Annotated in this window: 19 protein-coding genes; 17 read left to right on the top strand and 2 right to left on the bottom strand. The window is 58.5% G+C overall.

Features of this window, described 5'->3' with window-relative positions; genetic code table 11:
• Nucleotides 1-257: 257 nt before the first annotated feature.
• From CWC48_RS01395 to CWC48_RS01380, 3 genes are all read left to right on the top strand, one after another.
• Nucleotides 258-1,109 carry a glycine betaine ABC transporter substrate-binding protein gene (locus tag CWC48_RS01395; protein WP_099492436.1) on the top strand — a complete coding sequence of 284 codons (852 nt, stop codon included), beginning with the start codon at nt 258-260 and terminating at the stop codon, nt 1,107-1,109.
• Nucleotides 1,110-1,393: 284 nt separating this feature from the next.
• Nucleotides 1,394-1,705, top strand: a complete 312-nt coding sequence (locus CWC48_RS01385) for a DUF485 domain-containing protein (protein WP_016972153.1) — start codon at nt 1,394-1,396, stop codon at nt 1,703-1,705.
• On the top strand, nt 1,702-3,360 hold the full coding sequence (locus tag CWC48_RS01380; RefSeq protein ID WP_078047628.1) for a cation acetate symporter: 1,659 nt from the start codon (nt 1,702-1,704) through the stop codon (nt 3,358-3,360). Before CWC48_RS01385 ends, CWC48_RS01380 begins: the two co-directional genes overlap by 4 nt.
• Before the next feature lie 156 nt (nt 3,361-3,516).
• Here CWC48_RS01380 and gltA read toward each other — a convergent pair whose 3' ends face one another.
• Entirely contained in the window at nt 3,517-4,806 is a 1,290-nt protein-coding gene (gltA, locus tag CWC48_RS01375) for a citrate synthase (RefSeq protein ID WP_078047629.1), read from the bottom strand.
• Nucleotides 4,807-5,170: 364 nt separating this feature from the next.
• Here gltA and sdhC point away from each other — a divergent pair, with 364 nt between their 5' ends.
• From sdhC to CWC48_RS01320, 11 genes are all read left to right on the top strand, one after another.
• A complete protein-coding gene (sdhC, locus tag CWC48_RS01370) occupies nt 5,171-5,545 on the top strand; it encodes a succinate dehydrogenase, cytochrome b556 subunit (RefSeq protein ID WP_100491186.1) in 375 nt (124 codons plus the stop codon).
• Complete coding sequence (gene sdhD, locus CWC48_RS01365; RefSeq protein WP_003172805.1) at nt 5,539-5,907, top strand: succinate dehydrogenase, hydrophobic membrane anchor protein; 369 nt, start codon at nt 5,539-5,541, stop codon at nt 5,905-5,907. The genes sdhC and sdhD overlap by 7 nt, the downstream gene beginning before the upstream one ends.
• Nucleotides 5,908-5,910: 3 nt before the next feature.
• Nucleotides 5,911-7,683: a succinate dehydrogenase flavoprotein subunit gene (sdhA, locus tag CWC48_RS01360; RefSeq protein ID WP_010211741.1), complete on the top strand. Its 1,773-nt coding sequence runs from the start codon at nt 5,911-5,913 to the stop codon at nt 7,681-7,683.
• Between the two features lie 11 nt (nt 7,684-7,694).
• Nucleotides 7,695-8,399 (top strand): succinate dehydrogenase iron-sulfur subunit, encoded by a 705-nt coding sequence (locus tag CWC48_RS01355; protein WP_003172807.1) that lies wholly within the window; start codon nt 7,695-7,697, stop codon nt 8,397-8,399.
• A 262-nt stretch (nt 8,400-8,661) separates the two neighbouring features.
• Complete coding sequence (locus CWC48_RS01350; RefSeq protein WP_099493386.1) at nt 8,662-11,493, top strand: 2-oxoglutarate dehydrogenase E1 component; 2,832 nt, start codon at nt 8,662-8,664, stop codon at nt 11,491-11,493.
• A 44-nt stretch (nt 11,494-11,537) separates the two neighbouring features.
• Nucleotides 11,538-12,785: a 2-oxoglutarate dehydrogenase complex dihydrolipoyllysine-residue succinyltransferase gene (odhB, locus tag CWC48_RS01345; protein ID WP_100491185.1), complete on the top strand. Its 1,248-nt coding sequence runs from the start codon at nt 11,538-11,540 to the stop codon at nt 12,783-12,785.
• Between the two features lie 99 nt (nt 12,786-12,884).
• On the top strand, nt 12,885-14,321 hold the full coding sequence (lpdA, locus tag CWC48_RS01340) for a dihydrolipoyl dehydrogenase (RefSeq protein ID WP_078047632.1): 1,437 nt from the start codon (nt 12,885-12,887) through the stop codon (nt 14,319-14,321).
• 204 nt (nt 14,322-14,525) lie between these two features.
• Nucleotides 14,526-15,692 carry an ADP-forming succinate--CoA ligase subunit beta gene (gene sucC, locus CWC48_RS01335; protein ID WP_003190011.1) on the top strand — a complete coding sequence of 389 codons (1,167 nt, stop codon included), beginning with the start codon at nt 14,526-14,528 and terminating at the stop codon, nt 15,690-15,692.
• Nucleotides 15,692-16,573 carry a succinate--CoA ligase subunit alpha gene (gene sucD, locus CWC48_RS01330; protein ID WP_003172813.1) on the top strand — a complete coding sequence of 294 codons (882 nt, stop codon included), beginning with the start codon at nt 15,692-15,694 and terminating at the stop codon, nt 16,571-16,573. Before sucC ends, sucD begins: the two co-directional genes overlap by 1 nt.
• 417 nt (nt 16,574-16,990) lie before the next feature.
• Complete coding sequence (gene brnQ, locus CWC48_RS01325) at nt 16,991-18,304, top strand: branched-chain amino acid transport system II carrier protein (RefSeq protein WP_078047633.1); 1,314 nt, start codon at nt 16,991-16,993, stop codon at nt 18,302-18,304.
• Between the two features lie 145 nt (nt 18,305-18,449).
• Nucleotides 18,450-19,187, top strand: a complete 738-nt coding sequence (locus CWC48_RS01320) for a DUF599 domain-containing protein (RefSeq protein WP_078047634.1) — start codon at nt 18,450-18,452, stop codon at nt 19,185-19,187.
• Nucleotides 19,188-19,277: 90 nt separating this feature from the next.
• On the opposite strand, the gene CWC48_RS01315 is transcribed toward CWC48_RS01320, so the two are convergent.
• Nucleotides 19,278-19,529 carry a hypothetical protein gene (locus tag CWC48_RS01315; RefSeq protein ID WP_010211724.1) on the bottom strand — a complete coding sequence of 84 codons (252 nt, stop codon included), beginning with the start codon at nt 19,527-19,529 and terminating at the stop codon, nt 19,278-19,280.
• Nucleotides 19,530-19,687: 158 nt separating this feature from the next.
• On the opposite strand from CWC48_RS01315, the gene CWC48_RS01310 reads away from it, so the two are divergent.
• The 3 genes from CWC48_RS01310 to htpG all read left to right on the top strand — a co-directional run bounded on the left by CWC48_RS01310 (nt 19,688) and on the right by htpG (nt 22,607).
• Entirely contained in the window at nt 19,688-20,164 is a 477-nt protein-coding gene (locus CWC48_RS01310; RefSeq protein ID WP_099493388.1) for a PaaI family thioesterase, read from the top strand.
• Entirely contained in the window at nt 20,161-20,613 is a 453-nt protein-coding gene (locus CWC48_RS01305; protein WP_100491184.1) for a PaaI family thioesterase, read from the top strand. The genes CWC48_RS01310 and CWC48_RS01305 overlap by 4 nt, the downstream gene beginning before the upstream one ends.
• An 89-nt stretch (nt 20,614-20,702) precedes the next feature.
• On the top strand, nt 20,703-22,607 hold the full coding sequence (htpG, locus tag CWC48_RS01300; RefSeq protein WP_100492490.1) for a molecular chaperone HtpG: 1,905 nt from the start codon (nt 20,703-20,705) through the stop codon (nt 22,605-22,607).
• Nucleotides 22,608-22,651: the final 44 nt, after the last annotated feature.

Raw genomic sequence — 22,651 nt, 5'->3', positions numbered from 1 at the left:
GACATGCAAAGTTCGGGCGGGATTTTGGCGTCAAGTCCTACAAAGCATCCTGCTGGCGATGTGATGTCGTTCCTTGCTTGTAGGATGTCGCTGACAGAGCAGGTCCAACACCCGAGCAGGTTGATGATCGAAGTGTCAGTACTCCGCTGACGGCGCACTACCGTGATCGATGCGCGTGAAGGGGGCGCGGTGCACCACATAACAACAGGTTGACGTCGCTCGGCATCCGCCGGGCGCAGCACTTTCGGGGAAGTACTATGAAGATGCGACGACTCTTGGGCGCAGCTGCCACTCTGGTAGTTGCGATGAGCTCCACACTGGCCAGCGCCGACAGCAAGACCCTGAGCATCGGCTATGTGGACGGCTGGTCCGACAGCGTAGCTACCACCCACGTGGCGGCAGAAGTGATCAAGGCCAAGCTCGGTTATGACGTCAAGCTGCAAGCGGTCGCCACCGGGATCATGTGGCAGGGTGTGGCCACCGGCAAGCTCGACGCCATGCTATCTGCCTGGCTGCCGGTGACCCACGGTGAGTACTGGGCCAAGAACAAGGACAAGGTGGTCGACTACGGCCCCAACTTCAAAGACGCGAAGATCGGCCTGATCGTACCGGAGTACGTCAAGGCCAAGTCCATCGAAGACCTCAAGACCGACACCACCTTCAAGAACAAGATCGTCGGCATCGACGCCGGTTCAGGCGTGATGCTCAAGACCGACGAGGCGATCAAGGCCTATGGCCTGGACTACAAGCTGCAAGCCAGCTCGGGTGCGGCGATGATCGCCGAGCTGACCCGTGCCGAAGACAAACAGGAATCCATTGCGGTCACCGGTTGGGTGCCACACTGGATGTTCGCCAAGTGGAAACTGCGTTTCCTGGACGATCCAAAAGGGATTTATGGTGCTGCTGAAACCGTCAACAGCATCGGCAGCAAGGGCCTGGAGAAGAAAGCGCCGGAAGTCGCGGCCTTCCTGAAGAAATTCCAATGGGCCTCCAAGGATGAAATCGGCGAAGTCATGCTGGCGATTCAAGAAGGCGCCAAGCCTGATGCAGCGGCCAAGGATTGGGTCGCCAAGCACCCTGAGCGTGTCGCCGAGTGGACCGGTAAGTAACCAATAACCGGTAGAAAGTACGCCGCAGACCTAATGTGGGAGCGGGCTTGCTCGAGAAAGCAGTGTGTCAGTCGATGCATAAGTTGACTGAACCACTGCATTCGCGAGCAAGCCCGCTCCCACATTTTTTCGCCTGTATTTCAGGCTGCTGTTTATTTGTTCGCCGCAAAACTTGCGAAGTTGCTATCTCCTTCTACTACTAAGGTCGTCTGGAACCTCTACGGCAGCCGCATACAGTGGATACGTTCCAATAATAAAAAAGCTGTGCTGCGAGGATAAAAACAATGAACGACAGCATTTACCTCTCGATTCAAAACAGCCCGCGTTTCAAGGAGCTGGTGAGAAAAAGGGAAAGGTTCGCCTGGATTCTCTCGGCGATCATGCTAGGGCTTTACTCCGCTTTCATCCTGTTGATTGCCTATGGGCCACAAGTACTGGGGGCCAAGCTCAGCCCCGGTTCGTCGATTACCTGGGGCATTCCCCTGGGCGTCGGGCTGATTGTGTCCGCCTTCATCCTGACCGGCATCTACGTGCGCCGGGCCAATGGCGAGTTTGACGACCTGAACAATGCGATTCTCAAGGAGGCTGCGCAATGATCCGGCGTCTACTGGCAGTATTCGGCGCTTCGCTCTTTGCCCCGGCCGTTTGGGCGGCGGACGCATTGACCGGTGAAGTGCACAAGCAACCCCTGAACGTTTCCGCCATCGTGATGTTCGTCGCGTTCGTCGGCGCCACCCTGTGCATCACCTACTGGGCCTCCAAGCGCAACAAGTCGGCGGCCGACTACTATGCGGCCGGCGGTAAGATCACCGGTTTCCAGAACGGCCTGGCGATTGCCGGTGACTACATGTCGGCGGCGTCCTTCCTGGGGATTTCCGCGCTGGTCTACACCTCTGGTTATGACGGCCTGATCTACTCGATCGGCTTCCTGGTGGGCTGGCCGATCATTCTGTTCCTGATCGCCGAGCGCCTGCGTAACCTGGGCAAGTACACCTTTGCCGACGTGGCGTCCTATCGCTTGGGCCAGACCCAGATTCGCAGCCTGTCGGCCTGTGGCTCGCTGGTGGTGGTGGCGTTCTACCTGATCGCGCAGATGGTCGGTGCGGGCAAGCTGATTCAGCTGCTGTTCGGCCTGGACTACCACGTTGCGGTGATCCTGGTCGGTATCTTGATGGTGATGTATGTACTGTTCGGCGGCATGCTGGCGACCACTTGGGTACAGATCATCAAGGCTGTATTGCTGCTGTCCGGTGCCTCGTTCATGGCACTGATGGTGATGAAGCACGTCAACTTCGACTTCAATACCCTGTTCTCCGAGGCGATCAAGGTTCACCCTAAAGGTGAGGCGATCATGAGCCCCGGCGGCTTGGTGAAAGACCCGATTTCCGCGTTCTCCCTCGGGCTTGCGCTGATGTTCGGTACGGCTGGCCTGCCACACATCCTGATGCGCTTCTTTACCGTCAGCGACGCTAAAGAAGCGCGTAAGAGCGTGTTCTATGCCACCGGTTTCATTGGTTACTTCTACATCCTGACCTTCATCATCGGCTTTGGCGCGATCCTGCTGGTCAGCACCAACCCGGCGTTCAAGGATGCGGCAGGCGCCTTGCTGGGCGGCAACAACATGGCGGCGGTGCACCTGGCCAATGCGGTGGGTGGCAGTATCTTCCTGGGCTTCATCTCGGCCGTGGCCTTCGCCACCATCCTCGCGGTGGTTGCCGGCTTGACCCTGGCCGGTGCGTCGGCGGTGTCCCATGACCTGTACGCCAGCGTGATCAAGAAAGGCAAGGCCAACGACAAGGATGAGATTCGCGTTTCGAAAATCACCACCGTTGCCTTGGGCGTCCTGGCGATTGGCCTGGGTATCCTGTTCGAAAGCCAGAACATCGCGTTCATGGTTGGCCTGGCGTTCTCCATTGCCGCCAGCTGTAACTTCCCGGTGCTGCTGCTTTCCATGTACTGGAAAAACCTCACCACTCGTGGCGCGATGATTGGCGGCTGGCTGGGCTTGATCAGTGCCGTTGGTCTGATGGTGCTGGGCCCGACCATCTGGGTCTCGATCCTGCACCATGAAAAAGCCATCTTCCCTTATGAGTACCCGGCGCTGTTCTCGATGATCATTGCGTTCGTCGGCATCTGGTTCTTCTCCATTACCGACAAGTCGGCGGCAGCAGAGAAAGAGCGTGCGCTGTACTTCCCGCAGTTTGTGCGTTCGCAAACTGGCCTGGGGTCGAGTGGGGCGGTTTCTCACTAAGGTCGTAGCTGGATAGGAAAAAACCCCGGTCGAAAGGCCGGGGTATTTTTTTGTCTATAAATTAGGGATTGATCTGACAAAACTGTTTCTCAAATCCTGCACAAATAAAAACGGCCTCCGTTAAGGGAGGCCGTTTTCAGTGCAACTAAGCGATGCTTACTTGCGATCTTCCAGCTTGGTGATGTCACGCGACTCGTAGCCGGTGTACAGCTGGCGTGGGCGGCCAATCTTGTACGGGCTGGAGAGCATTTCTTTCCAGTGGGAGATCCAGCCCACGGTCCGCGCCAGGGCGAAGATCACGGTGAACATGCTGGTTGGAATGCCGATCGCCTTGAGGATGATCCCCGAGTAGAAGTCGACGTTCGGGTACAGCGAGCGTTCGATGAAGTACGGGTCGGTCAGGGCGATCTCTTCCAGGCGCATGGCCAGTTCGAGTTGCGGATCGTTCTTGATGCCCAGTTCCTTCAACACTTCGTCGCAGGTCTGCTTCATGACGGTGGCGCGTGGGTCGCGGTTCTTGTAGACCCGGTGACCGAAGCCCATCAACTTGAACGGATCGTTCTTGTCCTTGGCCTTGGCGATGAACTTGTCGATGTTCGAGACATCGCCGATTTCATCGAGCATGGTCAATACGGCTTCGTTCGCACCGCCGTGGGCAGGGCCCCAAAGTGCGGCGATACCGGCGGCGATACAGGCGAACGGGTTGGCACCCGAAGAGCCTGCCAGGCGGACGGTAGAGGTGGATGCGTTCTGCTCGTGGTCGGCGTGGAGGATGAAGATCCGGTCCATGGCCTTGGCAAGCGTCGGGCTGATCGGTTTGATCTCGCACGGCGTGTTGAACATCATGTGCAGGAAGTTTTCCGCGTACGTCAGGTCGTTGCGCGGGTACATCATGGGTTGACCCATGGAGTACTTGTAAACCATTGCTGCCAGGGTCGGCATCTTGGCTACCAGGCGGATCGCGGAGATTTCGCGATGCTGCGGGTTATTGATGTCGAGGGAGTCGTGATAGAAGGCCGACAGGGCGCCGACCACGCCGCACATGACGGCCATCGGGTGGGCGTCGCGACGGAAGCCGTTGAAGAAGGTCTTCAACTGCTCGTGAACCATGGTGTGGTTCTTCACGGTGCTGACGAACTGGGCTTTTTGCTCGGCTGTTGGCAGTTCGCCATTTAGCAGCAGGTAGCAGGTTTCCAGGTAGTCCGACTGTTCGGCGAGTTGCTCGATCGGGTAGCCGCGGTGAAGCAGAATGCCATTGTCACCATCGATATAGGTGATCTTCGACTCGCAAGAGGCGGTCGACATGAAGCCTGGGTCGAATGTGAAACGGCCCGTGGCCGTCAGGCCCCGTACGTCGATAACATCGGGACCAACGGTGCCGGTTAAAATGGGCAGCTCGACGGGGGCTGCGCCCTCGATGATCAACTGCGCTTTTTTGTCAGCCATGTGGCCTCCTATTTATGCTTCAAATCATCAGACAGACCCCCCACGCAGGGCCCGCACCACTATATTGATATAAATCCAGATGTCAATTTGCCTAAAGTCTTGCGCCAGAAGGCTTTAACCGTACTTTTTCCTCGAAATTGCCTGCCATTTACGCCTTTTATTCCTCCAGCGCAATCCGCTATTAGGGTGAGGAGTGCGCGTTGTCATTAGTAACCTAACTGTCTATACTCGGCCACCGACCGCCAAGGGCTTTTGGGCTTGCTTTCATTGGGGGTCGCACTCCCTGGGTGGTGCTTACCTGACCAGTGCACTCCCCAACAACTTTGCCCTGATTGTTAGGGGCTCTTCAGTGTGAAAAAAAGCCGTGAATAGCCAACGACCTGTAAACCTAGACCTAAGGACCATCAAACTCCCCATCACCGGCGTTACGTCGTTCCTGCACCGTGTTTCCGGCATCATCCTGTTCCTGGGCTTGGGCATCATGCTTTATGCATTGAGCAAATCCCTGGGTTCCGAGGAAGGATACGCCGAGGTGAAGGCATGCTTGACCAGCCCGCTGGCCAAGTTCGTAGCATGGGGCCTCCTGTCTTCTCTTCTGTATCACCTGGTAGCCGGTGTGCGCCACTTGATCATGGACATGGGCATCGGTGAGACGCTGGAAGGCGGCCGCCTGGGCTCGAAAATCATCATCACCATTTCCGTGGTGCTGATCGTTCTGGCAGGAGTTTGGATATGGTAACCAGCGTTACGAACCTTTCGCGTTCGGGCCTCTATGACTGGATGGCACAGCGTGTGTCTGCGGTCGTTCTCGCGGCTTATTTCATTTTCCTGATCGGATACCTCGTCGCAAACCCGGGCATCGGCTATGAGCAATGGCACGGCCTGTTTTCCCACAATGCGATGCGAATCTTCAGTCTGCTGGCCCTTGTTGCCCTGGGCGCACACGCCTGGGTAGGCATGTGGACCATCGCGACCGACTACCTGACGCCGATGGCGCTGGGCAAGTCCGCGACTGCAGTACGTTTCCTCTTCCAGGCAGTATGCGGCGTCGCGATGTTCGCTTACTTCGTCTGGGGTGTGCAGATTCTTTGGGGTATCTGATTCATGGCTAACATTCCAACTATTTCATTCGACGCCATCATTATTGGTGGCGGCGGTGCTGGCATGCGCGCTGCGCTGCAGCTGGCCCAGGGCGGTCACAAGACTGCCGTGATCACCAAGGTGTTCCCGACCCGTTCCCACACCGTATCGGCCCAGGGTGGCATCACCTGCGCCATCGCCTCCGCCGACCCGAACGATGACTGGCGCTGGCACATGTACGATACCGTCAAGGGTTCCGACTACATCGGTGACCAGGACGCTATCGAATACATGTGTCAGGAAGGCCCGGCCGCGGTGTTCGAGCTGGACCACATGGGTCTGCCGTTCTCCCGTACCGAGCAAGGCCGTATCTACCAGCGTCCATTCGGCGGTCAGTCGAAGGATTACGGTAAAGGCGGGCAGGCTGCCCGTACCTGCGCCGCGTCCGACCGTACCGGTCACGCGCTGCTGCACACCCTTTATCAGGGCAACCTGAAAGCCGGTACCACGTTTCTGAACGAGTACTACGCGGTCGACCTGGTGAAGAACGCACAAGGCGAGTTCGTTGGTGTAATCGCCATCTGCATCGAAACCGGCGAAACCACCTACATCCGCGCCAAGGCTACCGTGCTGGCGACGGGCGGTGCAGGCCGTATCTACGCGTCGACCACCAACGCCCTGATCAACACCGGCGACGGCGTTGGCATGGCACTGCGTGCTGGCGTACCGGTGCAAGACATCGAAATGTGGCAGTTCCACCCAACCGGCATTGCCGGCGCCGGTGTACTGGTTACAGAAGGTTGCCGTGGTGAAGGCGGTTACCTGATCAACAAGCACGGCGAGCGTTTCATGGAGCGTTACGCTCCGAACGCGAAAGACCTTGCTGGTCGTGACGTTGTGGCTCGTTCGATGGTTAAAGAAATCATCGCCGGCAACGGCTGTGGCCCGAATGGCGACCACGTACTGCTGAAGCTCGATCACCTCGGCGAAGAAGTCCTGCACAGCCGCCTGCCAGGTATCTGTGAGCTGTCCAAGACCTTTGCCCACGTTGACCCGGTGGTTGCTCCGGTTCCGGTTGTTCCGACTTGCCACTACATGATGGGCGGCGTGCCGACCAACATTCATGGTCAGGCGATCACCCAGAACGCCGAAGGCGAGGACGAGATCATCCACGGTCTGTTCGCTGTAGGCGAAGTGGCGTGCGTATCGGTTCACGGTGCCAACCGCCTGGGCGGCAACTCGCTGCTCGACCTGGTGGTCTTCGGCCGTGCCGCCGGCCTGCACCTGGAAAAGGCGCTGACCGACGGCATCGAATACGACGACGCTACCGACGCCAACATCGAGGCCGCACTGGCGCGCCTGAACGCTCTGAACGAGCGCACTGATGGCGAAGACGTGGCTACCCTGCGTCGCGAGCTGCAAAGCTGCATGCAGAACTACTTCGGTGTATTCCGTACCGGCGAATACATGCAGAAGGGTATCGCCCAGCTGGCTGACCTGCGCAAGCGCATCGCCAACGTCAAGATCAACGATAAGAGCCAGGCGTTCAACACCGCTCGTATCGAAGCCCTTGAACTGCAAAACCTGCTGGAAGTGGCTGAAGCGACCGCAATCGCCGCCGAGGTTCGTAAGGAATCCCGTGGTGCCCACGCCCGTGAAGACTTTGAAGATCGCGACGACGAAAACTGGCTGTGCCACACCCTGTACTTCCCGGGTGACAAGCGCGTGACCAAGCGTGCCGTGAACTTCTCGCCGAAGACGGTTCCGACGTTTGAACCGAAGATTCGGACTTACTAAGGGTGGCTGCCATGTTGAAAGTCAGTGTTTATCGCTACAACCCTGATCAGGACGCTGCGCCGTTCATGCAGGAATTCCAGGTCGATACCGGTGGTAAAGACCTGATGGTGCTGGATGTATTGGCACTGATCAAAGAGCAGGACGAAGGTTTCTCCTATCGTCGCTCTTGCCGTGAAGGTGTGTGCGGTTCCGACGGCATGAACATCAACGGCAAAAACGGCCTGGCGTGCATCACGCCGCTGTCCGCCGTCGTTAAAGGCAACAAGCTGATCGTTCGTCCTCTGCCAGGTTTGCCGGTTATCCGTGACCTGGTCGTCGATATGAGCATCTTCTACAAGCAATACGAGAAAGTTAAGCCGTTCCTGCAGAACGATACGCCGGCTCCGGCCATCGAGCGTCTGCAGTCCCCGGAAGAGCGCGAGAAGCTCGACGGTCTGTACGAGTGCATCCTGTGCGCTTGCTGCTCGACTTCGTGCCCGTCCTTCTGGTGGAACCCGGACAAGTTCCTGGGCCCAGCTGCCCTGCTGCAAGCGTACCGCTTCCTGGCAGACAGCCGTGATACCAAGACGTCCGAGCGTCTGGCTTCGCTGGATGACCCGTTCAGCGTATTCCGCTGCCGCGGGATCATGAACTGCGTCAACGTATGTCCCAAAGGCCTGAACCCGACTAAGGCCATTGGTCACATCCGTAACATGCTGCTGCAGAGCGGCGTGTAACCGACGTTGTAGTAAAGGCAGGACCGTTGTGCCCGTAAATGCTACGGCGCAGGCTTCAACCGGCGCCGTAGTTTTAACTTGAGCAGCGACTTACAAAGCCGCGGCTCTTATTTTGAAGAAATGAGACAAGCAGGGGCATTCGGGTTGGTACCCGAACTATCAGCGTGATCCTAAGTGGCTTGTTTTGGTCGCTGCACTTGGCCTTTTGCAAGCAAACTCGGTGTTTTCGCCGGTGGTGTCCCCAAATCGAGGGTGACCAAGCATGCAAGAAAGCGTGATGCAGCGCATGTGGAACAGCGGCTATCTTTCAGGTGGTAACGCTGCCTATGTGGAAGAGCTTTATGAGCTCTACCTGCACGACCCTAACGCTGTGCCAGAAGAATGGCGCACCAAATTTCAGACGTTGTCTTCAGACGGCAACGCTGCCACCGATGTATCGCATGCAACAATTCGCGATCAGTTTGTGCTGCTGGCAAAGAACCAGCGCCGCGCCCAACCGGTTTCCGCCGGGAGCGTGAGCAGTGAGCACGAGAAGAAGCAAGTTGAAGTACTGCGACTGATCCAGGCCTACCGGATGCGTGGCCACCAGGCGGCCCAGCTTGACCCGCTGGGGCTCTGGAAGCGTCCTGCACCTGCTGACCTGTCGATCAATCATTACGGCTTGACCAATGCCGATCTTGATACGACCTTCCGTGCCGGCGACCTGTTCATCGGCAAAGAGGAAGCGAGCCTACGCGAAATTCACGAAGCGTTGCAGCAGACATATTGCCGCACCATTGGCGCTGAGTTCACGCACATCACCGATTCCGAGCAACGCCACTGGTTCCAGCATCGCCTGGAAGGTGTGCGTGGTCGTCCGGTGCTGTCTGCCGACGTACGCAGCCACCTGCTCGAGCGCGTAACCGCTGCCGAAGGCCTGGAAAAATACCTGGGCACCAAATACCCGGGCACCAAGCGTTTCGGCCTGGAAGGCGGCGAAAGCCTGATCCCGATGCTCGATGAGCTGATCCAGCGTTCCGGTTCCTACGGCACCAAGGAAATCGTGATCGGCATGGCCCACCGTGGTCGCCTGAACGTGTTGGTCAACACCTTCGGCAAGAACCCGCGTGAGCTGTTCGACGAGTTCGAAGGCAAGAAGAAGGTCGAGCTGGGTTCCGGTGACGTTAAATACCACCAGGGCTTCTCGTCCAACGTGATGACCACCGGCGGTGAAGTTCACCTGGCCATGGCCTTCAACCCATCCCACCTGGAAATCGTTTCTCCAGTGGTCGAGGGTTCGGTGCGTGCTCGCCAGGATCGTCGTAATGACACCACGGGTGAGAAGGTCCTGCCGATTTCCATCCACGGCGACGCGGCATTCGCCGGTCAAGGCGTGGTCCTGGAAACCTTCCAGATGTCGCAGACTCGCGGCTTCAAGACGGGCGGTACCGTTCACATCGTCATCAACAACCAGGTCGGGTTCACCATCAGCAACCCGCTGGACGCGCGTTCCACCGAGTACGCCACCGACGTTGCCAAGATGATCCAGGCGCCGATCCTCCATGTGAATGGTGATGATCCGGAAGCCGTGCTGTTCGTGACCCAACTCGCCATCGACTACCGCATGCAGTTCAAGCGTGACGTGGTGATCGACCTGGTCTGCTACCGCCGTCGCGGTCACAACGAAGCCGACGAACCAAGCGGCACCCAGCCGTTGATGTACCAGCAGATCACCAAGCAGCGCACCACCCGTGAGCTGTACGCCGAAAGCCTGACCAAGGCCGGCGTGGTTGACGACGCGCGTGTTCAGGCGAAAGTCGACGAATACCGCAACGCGCTGGACAACGGTCTGCATGTGGTGAAAAGCCTGGTCAAAGAGCCGAACAAAGAGCTGTTCGTGGACTGGCGTCCGTACCTGGGTCACGCCTGGACTGCGCGTCACGACACTTCGTTCGATCTGAAGACCCTGCAGGAACTGTCCGCCAAGCTGCTGGAAATTCCAGAAGGCTTCGTGGTGCAGCGCCAGGTTGCGAAGATCTACGAAGACCGTCAGAAGATGCAAGCCGGCGGCCTGCCGATCAACTGGGGTTACGCCGAAACCATGGCGTACGCGACCCTGGCGTTCGAAGGCCACCCGATCCGCATGACCGGCCAGGACATCGGCCGCGGTACGTTCTCGCACCGTCATGCCGTGCTGCACAACCAGAAAGACGCGGGCACCTACATCCCGTTGCAGAACCTGTACGAAGGCCAGCCACGTTTCGACCTGTACGACTCGTTCCTGTCCGAAGAAGCCGTGCTGGCGTTCGAATACGGTTACTCGACCACCACGCCAAACGCGCTGGTGATCTGGGAAGCCCAGTTCGGCGACTTCGCCAACGGTGCCCAAGTGGTTATCGACCAGTTCATCACCAGCGGCGAGCACAAGTGGGGCCGCCTGTGCGGTCTGACCATGCTGTTGCCACACGGTTATGAAGGCCAGGGTCCTGAGCACTCCTCGGCCCGTCTGGAGCGTTACCTGCAGCTGTGCGCCGAGCACAACATCCAGGTGTGCGTGCCGACTACCCCGGCCCAGATCTACCACTTGCTGCGTCGCCAGGTGATCCGCCCGCTGCGCAAGCCGCTGGTAGTGCTGACGCCGAAGTCGCTGTTGCGTCATAAATTGGCCATCTCGACCCTGGAAGATCTGGCTGATGGTTCGTTCCAGACCGTTATTCCAGAAATCGACACGCTGGACGCGGCCAAGGTGACTCGCCTGGTCCTGTGCAGCGGCAAGGTCTACTACGACCTGCTGGAAAAACGCCGTGCCGAAGGCCGCGAAGACATCGCCATCGTGCGTATCGAGCAGCTTTACCCGTTCCCGGAAGACGACCTGATGGAGGCCATCGCGCCTTACACCAACCTCACTAACGTGGTGTGGTGCCAGGAAGAACCGATGAACCAGGGCGCGTGGTACAGCAGCCAGCATCACCTGCGTCGCAGCATCGGCAACCACAACAAGGCCCTGGGCCTGGAATATGCCGGCCGTGATGCTTCCGCTGCACCTGCGTGTGGTTATGCGTCGATGCACGCCGAGCAGCAGGAAAAACTGCTGCAAGATGCTTTCACTGTTTAACGCCTTCGCGCTGACTGAAACCGAATTTTAAGGACCCACAGATAATGGCTATCGAAATCAAAGCCCCGTCATTCCCGGAATCGGTTGCCGATGGCACCGTTGCCACCTGGCACAAGAAACCAGGCGACGCCGTAAAGCGTGACGACCTGATCGTCGACATCGAGACCGACAAGGTCGTGCTGGAAGTGTTGGCCGAAGCTGACGGCGTGCTGGGTGCAATCGTTGCCGAAGAAGGCGCTACCGTTCTGTCGAACGAAGTCCTGGGCTCGATCGAAGAGGGCAGCGCTGCTGCTGCCGCTCCTGCCGCCGCTGCCGCTCCTGCCGCCGCTGCTGCACCGGCTGCTGCTGCCTCGGCTCCTGCCGCCGCTCCGGCTGCTGGCGCTGAAGACCCGATCGCTGCACCGGCTGCCCGTCAGCTGGCTGAAGAGAACGGCATCAACCTGGCGTCCGTCAAAGGCACCGGCAAGGACGGTCGCATCACCAAGGAAGACGTGGTTGCTGCTGTTGAAGCCAAGAAAAACGCGCCAGCCGCCGCGCCAGCCAAGGCTGCTGCCCCGGCTGCCGCTGCGCCTGTGTTCGCCGCTGGCGACCGCACCGAGAAGCGTGTACCGATGACCCGTGTACGTGCCACCGTGGCCAAGCGCCTGGTTGAAGCACAGTCGAACATGGCGATGCTGACCACCTTCAACGAAGTCGACATGACTGAAGTCATGGCCCTGCGCTCGAAGTACAAGGACCTGTTCGAGAAGTCCCACAACGGCGTGCGCCTGGGCTTCATGTCCTTCTTCGTGAAAGCGGCCACCGAAGCGCTGAAACGCTTCCCGGCAGTCAACGCTTCCATCGACGGCAACGACATCGTTTACCATGGCTACGCAGACATAGGCGTTGCCGTGTCCAGCGACCGTGGCCTGGTGGTGCCGGTACTGCGTAACGCCGAACTGATGAGCCTGGCTGAAATCGAAGGCGGCATCGCTACCTTCGGCAAGAAAGCCCGTGACGGTAAGCTGACCATCGACGAGATGACCGGCGGTACCTTCACCATCACCAACGGTGGTACCTTCGGTTCGATGATGTCGACCCCGATCGTCAACCCGCCACAAGCTGCGATCCTGGGCATGCACAACATCATCCAGCGTCCGATGGCCATCAACGGCCAAGTCGTGATCCGCCCGATGATGTACCTGGCACTGTCTTACGATCACCGCCTGATCGATGGTAAAGAAGCCGTGACTTTCCTGGTGACCATCAAGAACCTGCTGGAAGACCCGGCTCGTCTGCTGCTGGACATCTAAAGACGCAGCGGCAAGTTGCGAGCTACAAGCTGTAGGAAAAAGCAGCTTGGCTTGCGGCTTGTCGCTTGAAGCTTGTCGCTGAATAGAGGAACTATTTTCATGTCGCAGAAATTTGACGTTGTAGTGATTGGTGCCGGTCCTGGCGGCTACGTCGCCGCCATCAAGGCCGCACAACTGGGCCTCTCGACTGCTTGCATCGAAAAATACACCGACAAGGAAGGCAAACTGGCACTGGGCGGTACTTGCCTGAACGTCGGTTGCATTCCTTCCAAGGCGCTGCTGGACAGCTCCTGGAAATTCCACGAAGCCCAAGACGGTTTCGCGATCCACGGCATCAACCATGCTGGCGTGACCATGGACGTACCCGCAATGGTCGGCCGTAAAGCCAACATCGTTAAAGGCCTGACCTCCGGCGTTGCCACCTTGTTCAAGGCCAACGGCGTGACTTCCCTGCAAGGCCACGGCAAGCTGCTGGCGGGCAAGAAAGTTGAAATCACCAAGCCAGACGGTTCGGTAGAAGTCATCGAAGCCGAGAACGTGATCCTGGCTCCAGGTTCGCGCCCAATCGACATTCCACCGGCTCCGGTTGACCAGAACGTGATCGTCGACTCGACCGGCGCCCTGGAATTCCAAGCCGTGCCTAAGCGCCTGGGCGTGATCGGCGCTGGCGTGATTGGCCTGGAACTGGGTTCGGTATGGTCCCGCCTGGGTTCTGAAGTCACCGTGCTGGAAGCCCTGGACACGTTCCTGCTGGCTGCCGACACCGCCGTGTCGAAAGAAGCGCTGAAAACCCTGACCAAACAAGGTCTGGACATCAAGCTGGGCGCCCGTGTGACCGGTTCCAAGGTCAACGGTGAAGAAGTTGTCGTGACCTACACCGACAAAGACGGCGAGCAGACCATCACGTTCGACAAGCTGATCGTGGCCGTGGGTCGCCGTCCAGTGACCACCGACCTGCTGGCTTCCGACAGCGGCGTAAACATCGACGAGCGTGGTTTCATCCACGTTGACGATCACTGCGCTACCACCGTGCCGGGCGTCTACGCCATCGGTGACGTGGTTCGCGGCATGATGCTGGCGCACAAGGCTTCCGAAGAAGGCATCATGGTTGTCGAGCGCATCAAGGGCCACAAAACCCAGATGAACTACGACCTGATCCCATCGGTTATCTACACCCACCCGGAAATTGCATGGGTCGGCAAGAACGAACAGCAGTTGAAAGCTGAAGGCGTTGAAGTTAACGTCGGCACCTTCCCGTTCGCTGCTTCTGGCCGTGCCATGGCAGCCAACGACACCGGTGGTTTTGTCAAAGTCATCGCTGATGCCAAGACTGACCGCGTATTGGGCGTCCACGTGATTGGCCCAAGCGCTGCAGAACTGGTTCAGCAAGGCGCGATCGGTATGGAATTCGGCACCAGTGCCGAGGATCTGGGCATGATGGTCTTCTCTCATCCGACCCTGTCCGAAGCGCTGCATGAAGCCGCGTTGGCAGTGAATGGCGGCGCCATCCACATCGCCAACAAGAAGAAGCGCTAAGCGAGATAATAAGAAACCACGGCGGAGTTGCCCGTCGTGAGCCTTGCGCGCAAGACTCACCGCGGAATATCCGCTGGACGCAGTCTTGCGCAGCTTTACGGGCCTTGAGCCCCGCAAGTTGCGCAAGCAGCAGTCACAGGTGGCGCGGCACTCATAATGAGCGCAGCGCCGAATGCGCAGTACCTAACGAAGACGGTAAAAAGCATGAATCTTCACGAGTATCAGGGTAAGCAGCTGTTCGCTGAATACGGCCTGCCAGTTTCCAAGGGCTACGCAGTAGACACCCCGGAAGCAGCAGCAGAAGCTTGCGACAAAATCGGCGGCAGCGAGTGGGTTGTCAAAGCCCAGGTCCACGCCGGTGGTCGCGGTAAAGCGGGCGGCGTTAAGCTGGTTCGCAGCAAAGAAGACGCCAAGGCCTTCGCACAGCAGTGGCTGGGCAAGCGTCTGGTGACTTACCAGACTGATGCCAATGGCCAGCCAGTCACCAAGATCCTGGTTGAATCGTGCACTGATATCGCTAAAGAGCTGTACCTGGGCGCTGTCGTTGACCGTTCGAGCCGTCGCATCGTGTTCATGGCGTCCACCGAAGGTGGCGTGGACATCGAGAAGATCGCTCACGAAACCCCAGAAAAAATTCTGAAAGCCACTATCGATCCACTGGTTGGCGCTCAGCCATTCCAGGGTCGCGAGCTGGCTTTCCAGTTGGGTCTGGAAGGCAAGCAAGTTGCCCAGTTCGCCAAGATCTTCGTAGGTCTGGCCAAACTGTTCCAGGATCACGATCTGGCCCTGCTGGAAGTGAACCCGCTGGTGATCAAGGCTGACGGCGATCTGCACTGCCTGGACGCCAAGATCAACATCGACGCCAACGCCATGTACCGTCAGCCTAAGCTGAAGACTTTCCACGATCCGTCGCAAGACGATCCGCGCGAAGCGCACGCTGCCAAGTTCGAACTGAACTACGTAGCGCTGGAAGGTAACATTGGTTGCATGGTCAACGGTGCTGGCCTGGCCATGGGTACCATGGACATCGTCAACCTGCATGGCGGCAAACCAGCCAACTTCCTCGACGTGGGCGGTGGTGCTACCAAAGAACGCGTAACCGAAGCCTTCAAGATCATCCTGTCCGACTCCAACGTCGCTGCAGTACTGGTCAACATCTTCGGCGGCATCGTTCGTTGCGACATGATTGCCGAAGGCATCATCGGTGCAGTGAAAGAAGTTGGCGTTAAAATCCCGGTTGTTGTTCGCCTTGAAGGTAACAACGCTGAACTGGGCGCTAAAGTACTGGCAGAAAGCGGTTTGAACATCATCGCGGCTACCAGCCTGACCGACGCTGCTCAACAAGTTGTCAAAGCTGCGGAGGGCAAATAATGAGCGTCCTGATCAATAAAGACACCAAAGTTATCTGCCAGGGTATTACCGGTTCGCAAGGTAGTTTCCACACCCAGCAAGCCATCGAATACGGCACCAAGATGGTTGGCGGCGTAACACCGGGTAAAGGCGGCACCGAGCACCTGGGCCTGCCAGTGTTCAACACCGTGAAAGACGCTGTAGCTGCCACTGGCGCCACCGCCAGCGTGATCTACGTTCCAGCTCCTTTCTGCAAGGACTCGATCCTGGAAGCAGCATTCGGCGGCATCAAGCTGATCGTCTGCATCACCGAAGGCATTCCTACCCTGGACATGCTGGACGCTAAAGTTAAGTGCGACGAGCTGGGCGTAGTCCTGATCGGCCCTAACTGCCCAGGCGTGATCACTCCAGGCGAATGCAAGATCGGCATCATGCCAGGTCACATTCACTTGCCAGGTAAAGTCGGTATCGTTTCCCGTTCCGGCACCCTGACCTACGAAGCTGTGAAGCAGACCACTGACGCCGGTTTCGGTCAGTCGACTTGCGTCGGCATCGGCGGTGACCCGATCCCAGGTTCGAACTTCATCGACATCCTGAAGCTGTTCCAGGAAGACCCGAAGACCGAAGCGATCGTAATGATCGGTGAGATCGGCGGTTCGGCTGAAGAAGAAGCGGCTGCCTACATCAAGGCACACGTGACCAAGCCGGTTGTTTCCTACATCGCTGGTGTGACTGCCCCTGCTGGCAAGCGCATGGGCCATGCTGGCGCAATCATCTCTGGCGGCAAGGGCACTGCAGACGAGAAATTCGCTGCACTGCAAGACGCAGGCGTAAAAACCGTGCGTTCGCTGGCAGACATCGGCAAGGCCCTGGCCGAGCTGACCGGTTGGGCTGTCAAGTAAGCCTCGCGCTTAGCTGACGCTTCACCCCACAAAGGCCACCTTCGGGTGGCCTTTGTGCGTTCTGGGGTTTAATAAAGATCAAAATGTGAGAGGGGGCTTGCCCCCGATTGCAGTGGGTCGGTTAACAAATACAGTGACTGACACTCCGCTATCGGGGGCAAGCCCCCTCCCAGATTTATCTGCATTGCCAGATTAAGTATGAAAACGCGACATAGAGATGTCGCTTATCGGACAGTCCGCCCCGCAACAGTGCGTTTGTCAGCCCAATTCTGTACCCTAGCCGCCTCTTTATGCGTCCGCATCCCAAAAGGAAGCCGCGCGCTAGACCGGTCGGCTCCCATAAGGGCCGGCAGTATTTCCCTCATCCATAGGGAATCCCTCTCTAAATTCCGATTCAGTAGTGTGGTATTTCCTCAAATGAAAGTGTTGAAAAGCCAGGATATCCTGGCGCTGGGCTTCATGACGTTTGCCCTGTTCGTGGGCGCTGGCAACATCATCTTCCCGCCTATCGTTGGTTTGCAGTCCGGGCCTCATGTCTGGATGGCAGCGCTGGGCTTCCTGATCACCGCCGTTGGCCTGCCGGTGGTCACCGTGATCGCCCTGGCCAAGGTTGGCGGCGGCATGGACGCGTTGAGCAGCCCGATCGGCAAGATCGCCGGTGGGCTGCTGGCGGCGGCGGCGTACCTGGCGGTAGGGCCGCTGTTCGCCACCCCGCGCACCGCGACCGTCTCGTTCGAGGTGGGCCTGGCGCCGCTGACCGGCGAAAGCCCGCTGGCGCTGTTCCTCTACAGCTCGGTGTACTTCCTGGTGGTGTTCTTCGTTTCCCTGTACCCAGGTCGACTGCTGGACACCGTTGGGCGTTTTTTGGCGCCACTGAAGATCATCGCCCTGGCCATCCTCGGTATCGCCGCGTTTGCCTTGCCGGCCGGTGATGTGGGCGTTGCCACGCCGGAATACGTGGCTGCACCGTTCTCCCAAGGCTTCATCAATGGCTACCTGACCATGGATACCCTGGGCGCCCTGGTGTTCGGCATCGTGATCGTCAACGCCATTCGTTCCCGTGGCGTGGAGTCGCCGCAGTTGATCACCCGCTACGCGATCATTGCCGGGCTGATTGCCGGCGTGGGCCTGGCCCTGGTGTATGTCAGCCTGTTCCGCCTGGGCTCGGGCAGCCATGCCGTGGCGGCCGGTGCCAGCAATGGCGCGGCGGTGCTGCACGCCTACGTGCAACACACGTTTGGCTCCCTGGGCAGCGGCTTCCTGGCGGTACTGATCTCCCTGGCGTGCCTGGTGACTGCGGTGGGCCTGACCTGCGCCTGCGCCGAGTACTTCAGCAAAATCCTGCCGCTGTCCTACAAGGCATTGGTGGTGATCCTCGCGCTGTTCTCGCTGTTTGTGTCGAACCTGGGCCTGACCAAGCTGATTGCGTTCTCGATCCCGGTGCTCACCGCGATCTACCCGCCGTGCATCGTGCTGGTGGCGCTGAGCTTCTGCAAAGACTTCTGGCAGGAGCAGGGCCGTATCGTTGGCCCGGTAATGCTGGTGTCGTTCATCTTCGGTTGCATCGACGCGCTCAAGGGCGCGGGCCTGGCGGACTGGCTGCCTGCGCAGTTGGCGCACCTGCCACTGAGCGAGCAGGGCCTGGCGTGGTTGGTGCCATCGGTGATGACACTGGCCGTGGCGTTTGGGGTCGATCGCATGCTCGGTAAGCGCAGCGAAGCCATCGCTTAAATAACCGGGTTTACGTTACAAGGAAATGCCTCGTATCAATCGATACGGGGCATTTTTTATGCTTATAGAACACGATCCTGTAGGCGCTGGCTTGCCAGTTCCAAGAATAGATTGTGTTCACCCAACCAACGTTGATAGGACCCGCATGTCGTTCGTCGAAACCAATCAGATCCACCTGCTTGCCGCGCTCTGGTTCGTCCTGTGCTGGGGCGGCTACACCCGTTATGCCACCTGGAAGGCCCGGGATACCGCGTGCCTGGCCAGTGTGCTGCACCTGTATCGCGAAGACTGGATGCGCCGGATGCTGCTGCGCGATAACCGTATCGCCGACGCCAGTGTGATCGGCAACCTAGAGCGCAATGCCTCATTCTTTGCCTCCAGCACCCTGATCATCCTGGCCGGTATTCTTACCGTGCTGGGTGCCTCGGAGCGTGCGGTGTCGTTGCTGGCAGATATCCCCATGGTGCAACAGGCTTCCCAGGGCATGTCGGAGATCAAGCTGCTGTGTTTGGCGTTGGTGTTTGTCTATGCGTTCTTCACGTTCAGTTGGTGCATGCGCCAGTACAACTTCGCGGCGGTGCTGGTGGGCTCGGCGCCGATGATCGGCGAGCGACATGTGTCCGAACAGGAGCGCCGGGCGTTTGCCCTGCGGGCGGCGCGGGTGATTTCCATGGCCGCCAACCAGTTCAACTTTGGCCTGCGGGCTTATTACTTCGGCATGACCATGCTGGCGTGGTTTGTCAGCCCCTGGTTGTTCATGTTGATGAGCAGTGGGGTGGTGTTGGTGCTGTACCGTCGGGAGTTTCACTCCGACGTCTTGCAAGTGATGGTGTATACCCAGACGGACACACCGCCACCGGAAGCGGTTAAAGAAGCCGGTTAACTAACCCTTCAAATAAAAAAGCCAGGCAAAGAAAAGCCCGCTATCTAAGCGGGCTTTCTTTTTGCAGCGAAGCTATTTCAAACCGCGGTCTCAAGAACCGGTGGCAGGGGTAGCAGGTGCTGCTTCTTTTGCGGCGGCTTCGTTCGATTCAGCCTGAGCTTTGGCAGCATCGGCGTTTTCTTTCGCAGCGTCGTTCACTTTATCCTGAGCCTTGGCCATATCTTTCTGAGCTTGCTCAGAATGTGCTGCGGCGTCTTGGGCTTTGTCTTCGGATTTCTTATCGCAGGCAGCGAGACCGAGGGCAGCGGCCAACATCATGGAAATAGCTAAAGTCTTGCGCATGGGGTGTTTCTCCTTATTGAAGATATCTACTGGCCTTTCGAGCATGGCGGTTCGGCATTAGTTCCTTTTATTCCATAGATATATAAATCGCCGACTAGCCGGAACTTTTGCCCGCCCCACCCATTCTGCGGATCAACACTAATAAGAGTCTGGAACGAATGACCGAAAACCCCTTGTTAGAGCGTGCGACACGCTTTGTCTCGGCCTTGCGCCATTGCCAAGTGCTGGGTATTACCGCTCATCATGCCAACGCAGACGGCATCACGCTGATCATGCCCTACGCACCACATCTGGTTGGCGACCCCCGGACCGGCGTGATCCACGGCGGCGCGCTGACCTCGCTGATGGACACCGCGTGCGGCATGGCGACCCTGTGCGTTTTACCCGAATTCGAAGTGTGCCCGACCCTGGACCTGCGCGTTGACTACATGCATCCCGCCGCGCCACATAAACCTGTGTACGGCTTTGCCCAATGCTACCGGGTGACCACCGACGTGATCTTCACCCGTGGCTTTGCCTACCAGGACGATCCGCAGGAACCCATCGCCCATGTGGTGGGCACATTCATGCGCATGGGCAAGCGCCTCAAGGGCGCGCAAGGACTGGGCAACACGATCAAGGGAGAGCAACCATGACGCACCGATTCAAGACTCGCCTGGAGCAGGCCCACGAGCGCGGCGATTACGAGGCGCTGCTGAGCCTGGTTCCCTACGCCAAGCTGATCGGCATCGAATGCACCCGGCTGGGGGATGAGTTGCTGTTTCGATTGCCGGCCAACAAGGACAATATTGGTAACCCTATATTGCCGGCTCTCCACGGCGGCGTGATTGCGGGCTTCATGGAGCTGTCCGCTGCATTGCATCTGCTGGTGTTCACCGGCGCGCCAGGCTTTCCGAAAATCATCGATTTTTCCCTGGATTACCTGCGCGCCGGCCAGTTTCGCGACACTTACGCCAAGTGCCTGGTGTGGCGCCAGGGCCGACGGGTGGCGAACGTGGCGATTACCGCCTGGCAAAGCACTGCGTCCGAGCCGATCGCCACTGCCCGCGCGCATTTCAAGATCGAGGAACCAAGCTCCCCTTGAAATCCTGGTCTTAGCCCCCAACTTTGATGACAACCCGCCGCCAACCCTTTAGGGCGCGGCCACTGCCATCCAATTGGAGTTTGATGACCATGAGTGTGGAAACTCAAAAGGAAACCCTGGGCTTCCAGACCGAGGTGAAGCAACTGCTGCACCTCATGATCCATTCGCTGTATTCCAACAAGGAAATCTTCCTTCGCGAATTGATCTCGAACGCCTCTGACGCTGTCGACAAATTACGTTTCGAAGCCCTGTCCAAGCCTGAGTTGCTGGAAGGTGGCGCCGAACTGAAAATCCGTGTGAGCTTTGACAAGGACGCCAAGACCGTCACGATCGAAGACAACGGTATTGGTATGAGCCGCGAAGATGCGATCACCCACCTGGGGACCATCGCCAAATCCGGTACTGCCGACTTTATGAAGAACCTGTCGGGCGACCAGAAGAAGGATTCGCACCTGATCGGCCAGTTCGGCGTGGGCTTCTACTCGGCCTTTATCGTGGCCGACAAGGTTGAAGTATTCAGCCGCCGCGCCGGCCTCGACGCCAGCGAAGGCGTGCACTGGTCGTCCAAAGGCGAGGGCGAGTTCGAAATCGCCACTATCGACAAGGCCGACCGTGGTACCCGCATCGTCCTGCACCTGAAATCCGGTGAAGACGAATTCGCCGATGGCTGGCGCCTGCGCAACATCGTCAAGAAGTACTCCGACCACATCGCTTTGCCGATCGAGCTGCCGAAAGAACAAGCGGCCGCCGAAGGCGAAGAGGCACCTGCCCAGGAATGGGAAGTGGTCAACCGCGCCAGCGCGCTGTGGACCCGTCCGCGTACCGAGATCAAGGACGAGGAATACCAGGAGTTTTACAAGCACATCGGTCACGACTACGAAAACCCGCTGAGCTGGAGCCACAACAAGGTCGAAGGCAAGCTGGAATACAGCTCGTTGCTCTACGTACCGGCCCGTGCCCCGTTCGACCTGTACCAGCGTGAAGCGCCAAAAGGCCTGAAGCTCTACGTGCAGCGCGTGTTCGTGATGGACCAGGCGGAATCCTTCCTGCCGCTGTACCTGCGCTTCATCAAAGGCGTGGTCGACTCCAACGACCTGTCGCTGAACGTGTCGCGGGAAATCCTGCAGAAAGACCCGATCATCGACTCCATGAAGTCGGCGCTGACCAAGCGCGTGCTCGACATGCTGGAAAAACTGGCGAAGAACGAGCCTGAGCAATACAAAGGTTTCTGGAAAAACTTCGGCCAGGTCATGAAAGAAGGCCCGGCGGAAGATTTTGCCAACAAGGAAAAAATCGCCGGCCTGCTGCGTTTTGCCTCCACCCAGGGCGACGACGGCGAGCAGGTTGTGTCGCTGGCCGAATACTTGGCGCGCGCCAAGGAAGGTCAGGACAAGATCTACTACCTCACCGGCGAAACCTACGCACAGGTCAAGAACAGCCCGCACCTGGAAGTCTTCCGCAAGAAAGGCATCGAAGTGCTGCTGCTGACCGACCGTATCGATGAGTGGCTGATGAGCTACCTCAACGAGTTCGATGGCAAGTCCTTCGTCGACGTGGCCCGTGGTGACCTGGACCTGGGTAACCTGGATTCCGAAGAAGAGAAGAAAGAAGCCGAAGAAGTCGCCAAGTCCAAAGAGGGCCTGGTCGAGCGGATCAAGGCGTCCCTGGGCGATGCGGTCAGCGAAGTGCGGGTTTCCCACCGCCTGACGGATTCCCCGGCGATCCTGGCCATCGGCGAGCAGGACCTGGGCATGCAGATGCGCCAGATCCTCGAAGCCAGCGGCCAGAAGGTTCCGGATTCCAAGCCGATCTTCGAATTCAACCCGGCTCACCCGCTGATCGAGAAGCTCGATGGCGAGCAGAGCGAAGAGCGTTTTGGCGACCTGTCGCACATCCTCTTCGACCAGGCGGCCCTGGCCGCTGGTGACAGCCTGAAAGACCCGGCTGCCTATGTGCGCCGCCTTAACAAGTTGTTGGTAGAGCTGTCGGTCTGACCCCGTTGTAGAAAAACCCGCTTCGGCGGGTTTTTTCGTTCTAG

Origin of the sequence: Pseudomonas sp. S10E 269, assembly GCF_002798465.1 — a bacterium.
In the GTDB taxonomy this organism is placed as follows: Bacteria; Pseudomonadota; Gammaproteobacteria; order Pseudomonadales; family Pseudomonadaceae; genus Aquipseudomonas; species Aquipseudomonas pergaminensis.
The sequence above is the reverse complement of the archived record's forward strand: the minus strand, read 5'-3'. Positions and strand labels throughout refer to the sequence as shown.

What these genes read in the sequence shown, in the direction of transcription:
- CWC48_RS01395 (WP_099492436.1), top strand. Translation starts at nt 258, where the DNA reads ATGAAGATGCGACGACTCTTGGGCGCAGCTGCCACTCTGGTAGTTGCG.
- CWC48_RS01385 (WP_016972153.1), top strand. Translation starts at nt 1,394, where the DNA reads ATGAACGACAGCATTTACCTCTCGATTCAAAACAGCCCGCGTTTCAAG.
- CWC48_RS01380 (WP_078047628.1), top strand. Translation starts at nt 1,702, where the DNA reads ATGATCCGGCGTCTACTGGCAGTATTCGGCGCTTCGCTCTTTGCCCCG.
- gltA (WP_078047629.1), bottom strand. Translation starts at nt 4,806, where the DNA reads ATGGCTGACAAAAAAGCGCAGTTGATCATCGAGGGCGCAGCCCCCGTC.
- sdhD (WP_003172805.1), top strand. Translation starts at nt 5,539, where the DNA reads ATGGTAACCAGCGTTACGAACCTTTCGCGTTCGGGCCTCTATGACTGG.
- sdhA (WP_010211741.1), top strand. Translation starts at nt 5,911, where the DNA reads ATGGCTAACATTCCAACTATTTCATTCGACGCCATCATTATTGGTGGC.
- CWC48_RS01355 (WP_003172807.1), top strand. Translation starts at nt 7,695, where the DNA reads ATGTTGAAAGTCAGTGTTTATCGCTACAACCCTGATCAGGACGCTGCG.
- CWC48_RS01350 (WP_099493386.1), top strand. Translation starts at nt 8,662, where the DNA reads ATGCAAGAAAGCGTGATGCAGCGCATGTGGAACAGCGGCTATCTTTCA.
- odhB (WP_100491185.1), top strand. Translation starts at nt 11,538, where the DNA reads ATGGCTATCGAAATCAAAGCCCCGTCATTCCCGGAATCGGTTGCCGAT.
- lpdA (WP_078047632.1), top strand. Translation starts at nt 12,885, where the DNA reads ATGTCGCAGAAATTTGACGTTGTAGTGATTGGTGCCGGTCCTGGCGGC.
- sucC (WP_003190011.1), top strand. Translation starts at nt 14,526, where the DNA reads ATGAATCTTCACGAGTATCAGGGTAAGCAGCTGTTCGCTGAATACGGC.
- sucD (WP_003172813.1), top strand. Translation starts at nt 15,692, where the DNA reads ATGAGCGTCCTGATCAATAAAGACACCAAAGTTATCTGCCAGGGTATT.
- brnQ (WP_078047633.1), top strand. Translation starts at nt 16,991, where the DNA reads ATGAAAGTGTTGAAAAGCCAGGATATCCTGGCGCTGGGCTTCATGACG.
- CWC48_RS01320 (WP_078047634.1), top strand. Translation starts at nt 18,450, where the DNA reads ATGTCGTTCGTCGAAACCAATCAGATCCACCTGCTTGCCGCGCTCTGG.
- CWC48_RS01315 (WP_010211724.1), bottom strand. Translation starts at nt 19,529, where the DNA reads ATGCGCAAGACTTTAGCTATTTCCATGATGTTGGCCGCTGCCCTCGGT.
- CWC48_RS01310 (WP_099493388.1), top strand. Translation starts at nt 19,688, where the DNA reads ATGACCGAAAACCCCTTGTTAGAGCGTGCGACACGCTTTGTCTCGGCC.
- CWC48_RS01305 (WP_100491184.1), top strand. Translation starts at nt 20,161, where the DNA reads ATGACGCACCGATTCAAGACTCGCCTGGAGCAGGCCCACGAGCGCGGC.
- htpG (WP_100492490.1), top strand. Translation starts at nt 20,703, where the DNA reads ATGAGTGTGGAAACTCAAAAGGAAACCCTGGGCTTCCAGACCGAGGTG.